This is a genomic window from Bacillus coreaensis (assembly GCF_050586445.1).
GTDB lineage: Bacteria > Bacillota > Bacilli > Bacillales > Cytobacillaceae > Robertmurraya_A > Robertmurraya_A coreaensis.
Window position 1 is genome coordinate 88,983 of record NZ_JBOCCY010000006.1, and the last position, 13,614, is coordinate 102,596.

The window sequence follows — 13,614 nt, forward strand, 5'->3', positions numbered from 1 at the left end:
CAAGAGTTGATCCAACAAATTAAAAAAGCTGCCGTTTTAGGCTCAGGGGTAATGGGGTCTGGTATTGCCGCACACCTTGCCAATATCGGGATTCCAACATTGCTATTAGATATTGTTCCGCGCGGACTTACTGATGACGAGAAGAAAAAGGGGTTAACACTAGAAGATAAAGCGGTCAGAAATCGAATCAGCCAAAAAGCTTTACAAAATCTGTTAAAGCAAAAACCTGCACCATTAACCTCAAAAAATAATTTAGCCCTCATCGAAGCAGGAAATTTTGAAGATGATCTATCTAGACTAAGCGAAGTTGATTGGATCATTGAAGTAGTTGTTGAAAACTTAGCCATTAAGCAGCAGATTTTCGAGAAGGTTGATCAGTATCGAAAGCCAGGTAGCTTTGTAAGCTCAAATACATCAGGTATTTCTGTAGAAGCGATGGCAGAAGGTCGTTCTGATGACTTCCAAAAGCATTTCCTTGGTACTCACTTTTTTAATCCACCTAGATACTTAAAGCTTTTAGAAATCATTCCAACTCAACATACTTCCCCCGATGTACTTTATTTTATGAAGCAGTACGGGGAAGATATTCTCGGAAAAGGTGTGGTTGTAGCTAAGGACACGCCAAATTTTATCGCGAACCGGATTGGTACGTACGGTCTGTTAGTTACAGTAAGGGAAATGTTAAAAGGTGGATACAGTGTTGGAGAAGTGGATTCTGTAACAGGACCGCTTATCGGACGACCAAAGAGTGCAACCTTCCGTACATTGGATGTGGTTGGGCTAGATACATTTGCGCATGTAGCAAAAAATGTGTATGACCAAGTGGATGGTGCAGAGAAAGAAGTATTTGAAGTACCCACCTTCATGAATCAAATGCTTGAAAAAGGCTGGCTTGGAAGTAAATCTGGTCAAGGATTCTTCCTGAAAAAGGGAAAAGAAATACTCGAATTAGATCCGGCCACTCTTGAATACGTGGAAAGAAAAAAATTAAAAACCGCTTCCATTGAAATGAGCAAACAGGAAAAAGGCTTAGTTAATAAAATGAAAGCGCTTGTATATGCAAACGATCGAGCAGGAGAACTACTATGGAAAATTTTTAGTCCGGTACTTGTGTATTCTGCGGATTTACTCGGTACGATAGCCGATGATATTGTCGCGATTGACCGTGCCATGAAATGGGGCTTCGGCTGGGAGCAAGGTCCATTTGAACTATGGGATGCCATTGGGCTAGAAACATCAATTGCCAAAATGGAGAAGGATGGTCTCACTGTTCCAAGCTGGGTAAAGGAAATGCTAGCAAATGGTCATTCCAGCTTTTATCAGGAAAAAGAAAACGGTGAACTCTTCTTCTATACCAATGGTGATTACAAGCTTGTAGAAGAAAACCCAAAGGTGATCAACCTGAAAAAAATTAAAAAACAGCGGGGCGTTATTAAGAAGAATAGTGGTGCAAGCTTGATTGATCTTGGGGATGGAGTAGCTCTTCTAGAATTCCACTCACAAAGTAATGCGATTGGGCTCGATATTGTGCAAATGATTAATTTTGCGGTTGAAGAAGTGGAAAAGAATTTCAAGGGCTTGGTGATTGGGAACCAAGGGAAAAACTTCTGCGTTGGGGCAAATCTTGCCATGATTCTTATGGAAGCACAGGATGATAATATTTTTGAAATTGATATGGTCGTTCGTCACTTCCAACAAGCGATGATGAAAATTAAGTACAGTACAAAACCAGTCGTTGCCGCACCATTTGCAATGACCCTAGGTGGTGGTACAGAGGTTTGTCTACCAGCTGCGCATATTCAAGCGACAATGGAAACCTATATGGGGCTTGTGGAAGTAGGAGTAGGTCTTATTCCTGGTGGTGGCGGTAACAAAGAGCTATACATGAAGTTTTTAAACAGCATGCCAAACGGAGTTCCATTTGACCTACAAAACGTGGCAAATAAAGTGTTTGAAACGATTGCGATGGCAAAGGTGTCCACGTCGGGAGACGAAGCGCGTGAAAACAACTTTTTGAATAAAGCAGATGCTGTCAGTGTAAACGGAGACCATCAGCTTTATGATGCAAAGCAGGCTGTTCTAGCTCTTTATGACAAAGGGTATAAGCCACCAGTCCGAAAGAAGATTCCAGTCGTCGGTGAAACGGGTTACGCGACCTTACTTCTAGGGGCGCAAACGATGTATTACTCCGGATATATTTCAGAGCATGATTTGAGAATTGCAAAGAAACTAGCTTATGTGATTGCGGGCGGAAAGGTTCCATTTGGAACGGAAGTTGATGAACAATACTTGCTTGACCTTGAAAAAGAGGCATTTTTGAGCTTAATTGCAGAACCGAAATCGCAAGCAAGAATGCAGCATATGCTTCTAAAAGGAAAACCATTGCGAAACTGATAGATTGATAGAGTTATAACATAAATAGGAAGCGGAGGGAACGTGATGAGAGAAGCGGTTATCGTTGCTGGGGCACGAACTCCAGTCGGAAAATCAAAAAAAGGGTCGCTTGCCAGTGTTAGACCTGATGATCTTGGTGCACTGGTTGTAAAAGAGACCTTAAAGCGAGCAGGAAATTACGATGGAAATATTGATGACTTAATTATCGGATGTGCTATGCCTGAAGCCGAGCAAGGGTTAAATATGGCAAGAAATATTGGAGCACTTGCAGGGCTTCCTGATACAGTTCCTGCAATCACGATCAACCGTTATTGTTCATCAGGGCTTCAATCGATTGCCTACGCGGCAGAAAAGATCATGATTGGTCATGCCGACACCATTATTGCTGGTGGAGCAGAATCAATGAGCTTAGTACCGATGATGGGTCATGTAGTAAGACCAAATGTCAAACTGGCTGAGACAGCTCCACAATACTATATGGGAATGGGGCACACAGCAGAAGAGGTAGCAAGAAAATTTGGAATTTCTCGTGAAGATCAGGATGCTTTTGCGGTAAGAAGTCACCAAAAAGCAGCAAAAGCTCTTCAAGAAGGAAAGTTTGTTGATGAAATTGTACCAGTAGACGTAATTCTACGCTCGGTTGGAAAAGACAATAAACTAATCGAAAATCCATTCGTTTTTAGTCAAGACGAGGGAGTTCGTCCTGAGTCAACGGTAGAAACATTAGCAAAGCTTCGTCCGGCCTTTTCGGTAACAGGAACTGTTACTGCAGGGAATTCTTCGCAAACAAGTGATGGAGCCGCAGCCGTCATGGTTATGGATCGTGAAAAGGCAGAAGCTGGGGGACTCACACCGCTTGTCAAATTCCGATCATTCGCTGTTGGAGCTGTGCCACCTGAAATTATGGGGATTGGTCCAGTTGTAGCCATTCCTAAAGCATTAAAGCTTGCTGGATTAGAGCTATCGGATATCGGATTATTTGAACTAAATGAAGCGTTCGCCTCTCAATCCATTCAAGTCATTCGTGAGCTGGGAATTGATGAGGAAAAGGTGAATGTGAACGGAGGAGCGATTGCACTAGGTCACCCACTTGGCTGTACCGGTGCGAAGCTAACCCTTTCTCTTATTCATGAAATGAAGCGACGCAATCAACAATTCGGGGTTGTTACGATGTGTATCGGAGGCGGCATGGGTGCTGCCGGTGTGTTCGAACTTTTATGATGGCTCTTTTCTAAAACATTGTTGCTATATACACACTTTTTCAGAATTAAACTATAGGTTTCAGAAGCCAATCAGGATTTTATCATCCTTAGAAAAGAGCTACTCTCCAAAAAGACCAATAAACTCAGCGTTATGAGGGGAAAAATCCGGCTTCTGGGATTTTTCCAAAACAACAAACTTTACGAAAACAGCCTTTATAATAGAACGGAGGAAAAAAGATGACTAATCACACAGATAAATTAATTAAAGGTGGAAGCTTTTTAATCGAAGATGTTTCATATGATCGAGTCTTTACGCCAGAGGATTATACAGATGAGCAAAAAATGATCGCAAAAATGACGGAAGATTTCGTCACGAATGAAGTTCTCCCTCAAGTGGAACATATTGAAAACCATGAATTTGACCGTTCGGTAAAGCTTTTAAAAGAAGCTGGTGAACTCGGTCTTCTAGGGGCAGACGTTCCGGAAGAGTATGGCGGTTTGGCTCTTGATAAAATCAGCTCTGCACTAATTGCAGAAAAAATGTCGCGTGCGGGTGGTTTCTCGATCTCACATGGTGCCCATGTTGGAATCGGATCGCTGCCAATCGTATTGTTTGGGAACGAAGATCAAAAGCAAAAATACTTACCCACACTAGCCACTGGGGAAAAGTTAGCTGCCTATGCATTAACAGAACCAGGCTCAGGTTCAGATGCATTAGGGGCAAGAACAACGGCTGTCTTGAATGCAGAAGGAACGCATTATGTGCTTAATGGAGAAAAGCAATGGATTACCAATGCAGGCTTTGCCGATGTATTTGTTGTTTATGCAAAAATTGATGGCGAGCATTTCTCAGCTTTTATCGTTGAAAGAAAGTTTTCAGGAGTGTCTGTTGGTCCAGAAGAAAAGAAAATGGGGATTAAGAGTTCTTCCACTCGTACTTTAATTTTAGAAGATGCTCAAGTACCGGTTGAAAACCTATTAGGAGAGTACGGCAAAGGTCATATTATTGCCTTTAACATTTTAAATATTGGTCGTTATAAGCTTGGGGTGGGGGCAGTCGGAGGTTCTAAGGCCGCTTTTGAAATTACGACTAAGTACACAAACCAACGTCAACAATTTAAAACAAAGCTATCTCAATTTAATTTAACAAAAGAAAAATTAGCCACCATGGCTTCCAAAATCTATGCGGCAGAAAGCTCTGTCTACCGTACTGTTGGTCTATTTGAAGAGCGCATGAGCAAGCTATCGGATGAAGAAGTGAAAAATGGAAAAGCGGTAGCAGCATCGATTGCTGAATACGCAATTGAATGTTCTTTGAATAAATTCTTCGCGACGGAAGTGTTGGATTACGTAGCGGACGAAGGGGTACAGCTTCACGGTGGTTACGGCTTTATGAGCGAGTATGAAATTGAACGAGTGTACCGCGACTCTAGAATTAACCGTATTTTTGAAGGAACAAATGAAATCAATCGTCTATTAGTTCCTGGCACTTATTTAAGAAAAGCATTTAAAGGAGAGCTACCATTATTCCAGAAAGCGCAAGCCCTTCAAGAAGAGCTCATGATGCTTATGCCAGAAGAGCCAGGAGATGAGCCGCTAGCTCAAGAGAAGTATTTAGTGAAAAATGCGAAGAAAATCGGCCTTCTTGCGGCAGGCTTAGCGGCTCAAAAGTTTGGCAAAGGACTAGAGCGTGAGCAGGAAATCTTAGTAAACATCGCCGATATCGTATCGAATGCTTATGCGATGGAATCAGTCGTTCTACGAACAGAAAAAGCAATCGCTAAGGACGGGGAAGAAAAGGGCAAGCAAAAGCTTTTATACACACAAATTTTCTGTCAAGAAGCGTTCAACGAAATCGAGCAGCATGCAAAAGAAACACTTGTTGCAACTGAAACAGGTGACGCACTGCGCATGATGATCTCCGCCCTTCGCAAATTTACAAGACACACACCAATCAACGTCATTGCGAAAAAGCGTGAAGCATCAGAAAAACTAATCGAAGCAGAAAAATTTGTCCTATAAGTACTGTGAATCCCCCCTTTAAATAGATGAAGGGGGGATTCGTTCGTAAACAGAGAAATTCCCCGAAATTTTCGTAGTCAAAGTTATGAATTTGTACCTAATTATGTTAATATGCAATTGAAAGTGTAAAAGGATGGTGGTAACATGGCATTGACCTTCTATTGGTATCCGAAATGTGGAACCTGTCGAAACGCAAAAAAATGGCTGGATTCTCACAATATTGAGTATCAAGAGGTACATATCGTAGAGCAGCCTCCTTCAAAAGCGGAACTTGAATCCTACTATAAAGCAAGTGGACTTGAGCTGAAAAAATTCTTCAACACGAGCGGACAAAAATATCGTGAGCTTGGTGTGAAAGATAAAATGGCAACATCTTCAGAGGACGAGCTTCTTGAGCTTCTTGCCTCAGACGGAATGTTAATCAAGCGCCCATTGCTAACAGATGGAGAGAAAGTAACGCTTGGCTTTAAGGAAGCAGACTATGAAAAAGTATGGCTTACAAAGTAACCAACAATTAATACATAATAATGGAGGGTTTTATCGTGAGTACACCAAAGGATCTACGTTATTCTGAAGAACATGAATGGGTAAAAACAGAAGGAAGTACCGTTCGTATCGGTATTACACATTTCGCTCAATCAGAGCTTGGTGACATCGTATTTGTTGAACTTCCAGAAATAGGTGACACAGTAACTGCTGATGAGCCATTCGGTAGCGTTGAATCTGTTAAAACAGTATCTGAACTTTATGCTCCAGTAAGCGGAAAAGTAGTAGAAGTAAACGAAGATTTAAACGACAGCCCAGAGTTCGTTAATGAGTCACCATACGAAAAAGCTTGGATGATTGTTGTTGAGCCAACTGATGCAAGTGAAGTGGATAATCTAATGACAGCTGAGCAATATGAAGAAATGATTAACGAAGACTAATACAGAAGGCACCTTTTAGGTGTCTTTTATTGTCTCTTTTTTTTCTAGCAAATATGGGCATGCTACTCCTAAGATAGTAAAGAAAGGGTGGCAAACAACATGACTTTGCAGCAAGGAAAATTAGATATTACAGACCGTGTTGTTGGAAAACTTCAAAATGGCGAAATTGTGCTTTATCTAGAAAATGAGAGAATCGGAAAGGTAACTTTACCGAGTGGAAGTGATATGCAACTTGAGCATCATTTTGAAAACGCTGGAGAGAAGATTTTTCAACTTGTATCCACTCCATCCAGTGACGAACCAAGATACACGGATTGTGATGAAGGTGGATGGTGTTAATCAAAGGGCAGCGGTTTTTTTCCGCTGTTTATTTTTTTATAATCGTAAATAGTTAGAGGAATTGTACACCTCTTTCGAGAATAATGAATAAAGTAAAGAAAATACAACATGTTCACAGGTGATGCATATGACTGAAGTGAGACCTGAAAAAGTAATTATAGTAGAAGGTACGTCAGACAAAAAGAAGGTGCAAAAGGTTATTAAGGAGCCTGTAGACATTATTTGTACGAATGGAACGATATCCCTTTCGAAGCTCGATGAAATCATTGATGATTTGTTTGGAAAGGATGTCTATATCCTAGTTGATGCTGATGAAGCGGGAGAAAAGCTTCGAAGACTATTCAAACGGGAATTTCCTGAAGCAGACCATTTATACATCGATCGAACTTACAGGGAGGTCGCAACCGCACCAGAACATCATTTAGCTACTGTGTTGTTAGGGGCAAACATCGACGTCTTTACGCAATTTTTAGACAAAGTGTAAGAAGGGGTAACAACATGCAAGAATTGCTAGATAGTAACAGGGAACGGCTCCTCTCGGTTGAGGAAACAAAATTTCTCTACTTGTACACACCATTATGTGGTACATGCCAAGTAGCAGGAAAAATGCTCAGGGTCGTTGAACAGCTATTGCCACAACATAACTGGTTAAAGGCAGATCTGAATTTTGTTCCAGCGTTAGCTGAGCAATATTCGATTGAGTCTGTTCCCTGTTTACTTGTTATAAGAAACAATAAACTAGTTAACAAAATTTATGCTTTTCAATCGGTACCATTTTTATATGAAAGTTTAAAATCATTTTAGGAATCAGACGGTACTAGTCTGATTTTTTTTATTTGCGGATGCACGAATCCCTTCGACAGTAAAAGCAATTTCGTTCAAAAAGGTGACATATTTCTCGGGAAATGAACTCTAACTACAGCATTCGATACAAAGCTTGTTAGGTACCCCTGACAAACGCCCCGAAAATTTGTCGAAAAGATATTAAAGGTAAGCCTTCTCTCAGAGTGGAATATATATGTATCCGTATATTTAGAGGAGGAAGACCGATGCTTGTTCAGTTACAAAGAACAGTGAATGAATGGAATAACCGTAGTCATTTACTGCCTTTTTTAAAGAAGGCACCCGTTGTTATTTGTATTAGATCAGAAGATGAGGCCTTCTTTATCCATATAAATAAGGGGAAAGTTGAACTTCTATTCGAAAAAGATCATCATCATATTGCCGCACATCTTCAAGGAAAGAAGGAAGATATTATATCCTTGCTCCGTGGGGAAATCAAACTCAGACAAGCAACATTATCAAATTTAATTTCCTTACAATCTACGTTTAGAACAGCTTTATACTTAGAAACTTTGTTCTTTTTAGTAAAGCCATATAAGCATGCCAATAATATTTGAAATTTTTCTGAACTTTCTAAAATATTATTAACTTGTCAATTTTACCCTGATACCATCATCTACGTGATTAATAAAAATTCTTATAAAGAGTGGTGGAGGGACTGGTATGACAGAACAGAAGAAGTATCGGTTAGAAACACTAGGTGTCCATGGTGGATTAAGTCCAGATCCTACTACAGGAGCAAGAGCAGTACCGATCTATCAAAACAATGCTTATCAATTTAAAAGCACTGAACATGCTGCTAATCTCTTTGCACTTGCTGAACCGGGATATATTTATACACGCATTCATAATCCAACTACTACTGTGTTCGAAGAAAGAGTGGCCCTCCTTGAAGGTGGAGTAGGAGCACTCGCTGTATCGAGCGGAATGGCAGCGATTACACTGGCGATCCTAAATTTGGCTGAAGCAGGGGATGAAATCGTTGCAGCTTCGAATCTATATGGAGGTACATATAATCTATTTGCTATAACATTACCTAAATATGGTATCAATGTGAAGTTTGTGGATTCAACCAATCCAGAGAATTTTAAGCAAGCTATTACAGAGAAAACAAAGGCGATATTTGCAGAGACCATTGGAAACCCAAGCTTGCGAATTCTGGATTTCGAAAATGTCGCAAAGATCGCACATGAGGCAGGTATTCCTCTTGTTATCGATAATACCTTTGCGACTCCTTATTTATGTCGTCCAATCGAGCATGGTGCGGATATTGTTATTCATTCGGCAACAAAATGGCTTTTAGGGAATGGTACAACTCTTGGGGGTATTATCGTGGATGGCGGAAAGTTTGATTGGAATTCGGCGAAGTTTCCTGGATTTACAACCCCTGATGCCAGCTATCATGATATTGTATATAGTGAAGCAATTGGTGCTGCAGCTTATATTGTAAAAGCAAGAGTTCAATTGCTACGTGATCTAGGTCCAGCATTAAGCCCTCAAAATGCCTTTCAATTCACTCTAGGTTTAGAAACTTTGCATGTGAGAATGAAGGAGCATGTGGCAAATACGAAGAAGATCGTAGAGTATCTAGAAGCACATCCTGCGGTTAATTGGGTGATGTATCCAGGAAATGAGAAGCATCCAGACTACGAGCTTGCGAAGAAATACTTACCTAAAGGAGCAGGTTCTGTCGTTGTCTTTGGAATCGACGGAGGGCGAGAGGCTGGAGCAACGTTTATAAATAGTCTCAAACTTTGGGCACATGTTGCCAATGTTGGTGATGCAAAAAGCTTAGTCATTCATCCTGCAAGCACAACTCATCAACAGCTTGACACAGAGGGGTTAAAAGCAGCAGGCGTTCCAGAGGATTTAATTCGTCTTTCGATCGGGATTGAAAATGTGGAGGATTTAGTTGAAGATTTAGAGCAAGCGATTACATTAGCGACAGGGAAAACCTCGCTTACTAGCCATGTGTAATCCATAAGATTTTTGTCGAAATTTATCGTTGACACTCCCGTTTTTCCATGATACGATAGCACTCGTGATTAAGACTACAACTAAAAAAGTTCATATAGATTGATAAGCTCTTATCAAGAGAGGTGGAGGGATGTGCCCTATGAAGCCCGGCAACCGTCAAAATATTGAAATGGTGCCAATTCACACAAAGCGTATTGCTTTGATAGATGAGAGAAAGGTGATACTTTCTGCCTTTCTGCTCATGCAGAAAGGTTTTTTTTATGTTCATTTAGAGTGCTCTCATTCGAATAGGAATGAACCGGATGATAGAACCTAAGTTGTATTGTACCTTTCTGTAGCATGACAGCATGTAGTTTTATCAGAATAATCGGAAATGGAAGGGGGAGAAACCTTTGATCTCGATAAAAGACGTAAAAAAGATTTATTCTTCAAGACAAGGAAAAGTAACGGCTGTTGATAATGTAAACTTAGAAATTACTGAAGGAGAAATCTTCGGTGTAATTGGTTATAGTGGCGCAGGGAAAAGTACGCTTATTCGTATGCTGAATGGGTTAGAAATTCCTACTGAGGGATCCGTTATTGTGGCAAATAATGAAGTATCGAAAATTAAAGGTAGTAGCCTTCGTAAAGCTAGACAGGAAATAAGCATGATATTCCAACATTTTAACCTTTTATGGTCTCGAACAGTAAGAGAAAATATTGCATTTCCACTTGAAATTGCAGGAGTTCCTAAAGGGCAAAGAATGAAAAGAGTAGACGAGCTTATTCGTTTGGTTGGATTAGAAGGAAGAGAAGACGCTTACCCTTCTCAATTGAGTGGTGGGCAAAAACAAAGAGTAGGAATTGCGAGAGCACTTGCTAACAATCCCAAAGTTCTCCTTTGTGATGAGGCAACATCTGCTCTTGATCCACAAACAACAGATTCGATTCTAGAGCTATTAGTTGATATTAATAAGCGTTTAGGTTTAACCATCGTCCTTATCACTCATGAAATGCACGTCATCAGAAAGATTTGTCATCGTGTAGCTGTTATGGAAGGTGGAAAGGTTGTTGAACTCGGCCCAGTACTTGACGTATTTAAGCACCCTAAGGAAGAAATTACGAAACGATTTGTTCAGCAAGTAACAGAACCTGAAGAAACGAAGGAAACAATTGAACACTTATTAGAACTGTATCCGCATGGTACAGTCGTTCAACTAGGTTTTGTTGGAGAAGCAGCAGAGCAACCGCTGATTACGAACCTTATTCGCCATTACGAGGTAACTGTAAATATCCTGCAAGGGAAAATATCACAAACACAAAATGGTTCTTATGGAACGCTTTTCATCCACTTAGATGGGGAAAGGGAAGAGCTTTCAAAGGCCATTGCATATATCGAATCACAACAGGTTGGAGTGGAGGTGATTTCGAATGCTTGAGACACTTTTACCAAACGTGAACTGGGAAAAAATGATTGAAGCAACGAATGAAACCCTGTATATGACAGCTATATCAGTTGTTATTACATTTGTTCTTGGTTTAATTTTAGGACTTTTATTATTTTTAACAGCTAAGGGTAATATTTGGGAAAATAGATTAGTGAATAAAGTGATCAGTTCTGTCGTGAACGTCTTCCGCTCGATTCCCTTTATTATATTAATTGTTCTTTTGATTCCTTTTACAAAGCTTATACTAGATACGATGATTGGTGAGAATGCAGCTTTACCGGCATTAATTATTGGTGCCGCTCCGTTTTACGCGAGAATGGTGGAAATCGGATTGCGTGAGATTGATAAAGGAGTTATTGAGGCAGCTAAATCAATGGGTGCTAAAACTAGCACGATTATCATTAAGGTGCTTATTCCTGAATCATTGCCAGCTTTAGTATCTGGTATTACGGTTACGGCTATTGCTTTGGTGAGTTATACAGCAATGGCTGGTGTGATTGGTGCGGGTGGTTTAGGAAACCTAGCATATCTCGAAGGGTTCCAAAGAAGTCGTAGTGACGTAACCCTTGTGGCTACTGTTATCATTTTAATAATTGTGTTTATTATCCAATTTATTGGAGATTCTATAACATCAAAACTAGATAAAAGATAGGAGAGACAAAAATGAAGAAATTTTTAAGCTTATTTTTATCATTAGCAGTTGCTTTAGTTCTAGCAGCTTGCGGTACAGCAAATGATGATGAGTCAAACGGTGGTGAAGGTGAAGAAGCAGCAGAAACGACTGAATTAGTAGTGGGAGCTTCTAACGTACCTCATGCTGAAATTCTAGAAGAAGCAAAATCACTTTTAGAGGAAAAAGGAATTGAATTAAAGATTGAAACGTTCCAAGATTACATCCTACCTAACCAAGCGTTAGAATCTGGTGATCTTGATGCAAACTATTTCCAACACATTCCTTACCTTGAGTCTCAAATGGCAGAGCATGGCTATGATTTTGCTAATGCTGGTGGAATTCATATCGAACCAATGGGTGTGTACTCTAAAAAGTACGAGAGCTTAGATGACCTTCCTGAAGGAGCACATATCATCATGAGCAGCTCAGTAGCAGACCACGGTCGTATTTTAACCATGCTTGAAAAAGAGGGATTAATTACTCTTAAAGAAGGCGTAAACAATGTAGAAGCAACGGTTGAAGATATCGCAGAAAACCCTAAAAACCTTCACTTTGACACAGAGTATGAAGCATCATTATTACCGCAAATTTATAACAATGATGAAGGTGATGCAGTACTTATCAACTCAAACTATGCAATTGATGCAGGTCTGAACCCAATTGAAGATTCAATCGCAATCGAAGACAAAGAGTCTCCATACGTAAACGTAATCGCAGTACGTAAAGACGACGAAAACTCTGAAGCAATTAAAGCTTTAGTAGAAGTGTTACACTCAAAAGAAATTCAAGATTTCATTCTTGAAAAGTATAAAGGTGCTGTAGTACCTGTATCAGAATAATAAGAAATGCAGATGTCTCTTAAAGAGGCATCTGTTTTTTTTTTGTAATAATTTGTGTTGTTTCAAGGATACTAACAGATGTGATACTACATAACTTAAAGACTGGAGTGGGACAAATGGATCAAGGATTTATTGCAAATAATCCGAGTGAAGAAGCTCTACATGATTATAAACTAGGACTTGGCACGTTTACGCAAAAAATGCCAGATATCGCTAGCCATTTTAATTCATTCACAGAAGCATGTTTTAAAGAAGGAGTCTTGTCTCAAAAACAAAAGCAATTAATTGCATTAGGAATTAGCTTATATTCTCAGGATGAATATTGCATCATCTACCATATCAAAGGATGTATGGATCAAGGGGCAACTGAGCAAGAAATTCTTGAAGCAGTGGGCGTTACAGCGGCGTTTGGTGGTGGAGCCGCTCTGAGCCAGGCTGTTACACTTGTCCAAAATACAATGGATGATTTTAATCAATTAAAACAGTGAGTTAAGCTCCTATCGAGAGTATTTGGCTAGAAAACACTGGAAATCATAAGGTGAGTTTTTCTAACAAAGTCTTAGCTGTATACATCCTTAATTATCGTGTTTTTTCGGCTTTGTTCCAAAGAATTGACCTGTGTTACGATAGATGTGACCAAAGAAAGTCGAATAAAGCGATATTTGGAAGGGATGGATTCATTATCAGTCAACTAAGGTTGAACTACACGAGTGAGATGGAAAAGGCGATGTATGCAGCTCATGGAGTGGGATTTGAAACCTACAGTCGAAGGCATAAGGTTAGAATGAAAATTGAAAAAGCAAGGCAACAAAACTATCTGCATAGTCAAAGAATGATTGCTGATTTGGATCGTAGGGTTCATGCCTAGTAGCTTGTATATTATATAGAAGAAAAAAGAGCCAGTGGTGAATTCCACTGGTTTTTTTGTTGAGCCAGTGGTATCGTACATAGAAAAGATAGTCGGAGAAAAAA

The 13,614-nt window shown here is 39.9% G+C and carries 15 protein-coding genes and 1 riboswitch; all 15 genes read left to right on the forward strand.

The features are described from left to right. The first annotated feature begins 9 nt into the window (after positions 1–9). The 15 genes from ACQ5H4_RS11395 to ACQ5H4_RS11465 all read left to right on the forward strand — a co-directional run bounded on the left by ACQ5H4_RS11395 (position 10) and on the right by ACQ5H4_RS11465 (position 13,510). Positions 10–2,394 (forward strand): 3-hydroxyacyl-CoA dehydrogenase/enoyl-CoA hydratase family protein, encoded by a 2,385-nt coding sequence (locus ACQ5H4_RS11395; protein ID WP_430775226.1) that lies wholly within the window; start codon positions 10–12, stop codon positions 2,392–2,394. Positions 2,395–2,439: 45 nt separating this feature from the next. Beyond that, positions 2,440–3,615 (forward strand): acetyl-CoA C-acetyltransferase, encoded by a 1,176-nt coding sequence (locus ACQ5H4_RS11400; RefSeq protein WP_430775035.1) that lies wholly within the window; start codon positions 2,440–2,442, stop codon positions 3,613–3,615. Between the two features lie 218 nt (positions 3,616–3,833). Further along, complete coding sequence (locus ACQ5H4_RS11405) at positions 3,834–5,618, forward strand: acyl-CoA dehydrogenase family protein (RefSeq protein WP_430775036.1); 1,785 nt, start codon at positions 3,834–3,836, stop codon at positions 5,616–5,618. Between the two features lie 144 nt (positions 5,619–5,762). After that, complete coding sequence (locus ACQ5H4_RS11410) at positions 5,763–6,125, forward strand: arsenate reductase family protein (RefSeq protein WP_430775037.1); 363 nt, start codon at positions 5,763–5,765, stop codon at positions 6,123–6,125. Between the two features lie 35 nt (positions 6,126–6,160). Beyond that, on the forward strand, positions 6,161–6,544 hold the full coding sequence (gene gcvH, locus ACQ5H4_RS11415) for a glycine cleavage system protein GcvH (protein WP_430775038.1): 384 nt from the start codon (positions 6,161–6,163) through the stop codon (positions 6,542–6,544). Positions 6,545–6,643: 99 nt separating this feature from the next. Next, on the forward strand, positions 6,644–6,883 hold the full coding sequence (locus tag ACQ5H4_RS11420) for a YusG family protein (RefSeq protein ID WP_430775039.1): 240 nt from the start codon (positions 6,644–6,646) through the stop codon (positions 6,881–6,883). A 127-nt stretch (positions 6,884–7,010) separates the two neighbouring features. Then, positions 7,011–7,367 carry a toprim domain-containing protein gene (locus tag ACQ5H4_RS11425; RefSeq protein ID WP_430775040.1) on the forward strand — a complete coding sequence of 119 codons (357 nt, stop codon included), beginning with the start codon at positions 7,011–7,013 and terminating at the stop codon, positions 7,365–7,367. Positions 7,368–7,381: 14 nt separating this feature from the next. Next, positions 7,382–7,687: a thioredoxin family protein gene (locus ACQ5H4_RS11430; RefSeq protein ID WP_430775041.1), complete on the forward strand. Its 306-nt coding sequence runs from the start codon at positions 7,382–7,384 to the stop codon at positions 7,685–7,687. 245 nt (positions 7,688–7,932) lie between these two features. Further along, positions 7,933–8,283 carry a hypothetical protein gene (locus tag ACQ5H4_RS11435; protein WP_430775042.1) on the forward strand — a complete coding sequence of 117 codons (351 nt, stop codon included), beginning with the start codon at positions 7,933–7,935 and terminating at the stop codon, positions 8,281–8,283. A 106-nt stretch (positions 8,284–8,389) separates the two neighbouring features. After that, positions 8,390–9,703 (forward strand): O-acetylhomoserine aminocarboxypropyltransferase/cysteine synthase family protein, encoded by a 1,314-nt coding sequence (locus tag ACQ5H4_RS11440; protein ID WP_430775043.1) that lies wholly within the window; start codon positions 8,390–8,392, stop codon positions 9,701–9,703. A 107-nt stretch (positions 9,704–9,810) separates the two neighbouring features. Continuing rightward, a riboswitch (SAM riboswitch) is annotated at positions 9,811–9,916 on the forward strand. 179 nt (positions 9,917–10,095) lie between these two features. Beyond that, on the forward strand, positions 10,096–11,121 hold the full coding sequence (locus ACQ5H4_RS11445) for a methionine ABC transporter ATP-binding protein (RefSeq protein WP_430775044.1): 1,026 nt from the start codon (positions 10,096–10,098) through the stop codon (positions 11,119–11,121). Continuing rightward, on the forward strand, positions 11,114–11,782 hold the full coding sequence (locus ACQ5H4_RS11450; RefSeq protein ID WP_430775045.1) for a methionine ABC transporter permease: 669 nt from the start codon (positions 11,114–11,116) through the stop codon (positions 11,780–11,782). Before ACQ5H4_RS11445 ends, ACQ5H4_RS11450 begins: the two co-directional genes overlap by 8 nt. Before the next feature lie 11 nt (positions 11,783–11,793). Next, positions 11,794–12,642, forward strand: coding sequence for a MetQ/NlpA family ABC transporter substrate-binding protein (locus ACQ5H4_RS11455; protein ID WP_430775046.1), 849 nt, complete (start codon positions 11,794–11,796; stop codon positions 12,640–12,642). Between the two features lie 116 nt (positions 12,643–12,758). Continuing rightward, complete coding sequence (locus ACQ5H4_RS11460) at positions 12,759–13,130, forward strand: carboxymuconolactone decarboxylase family protein (protein WP_430775047.1); 372 nt, start codon at positions 12,759–12,761, stop codon at positions 13,128–13,130. 50 nt (positions 13,131–13,180) lie between these two features. After that, entirely contained in the window at positions 13,181–13,510 is a 330-nt protein-coding gene (locus tag ACQ5H4_RS11465) for a YuzK family famiily protein (RefSeq protein ID WP_430775048.1), read from the forward strand. The last annotated feature ends 104 nt before the right edge of the window (positions 13,511–13,614 follow it).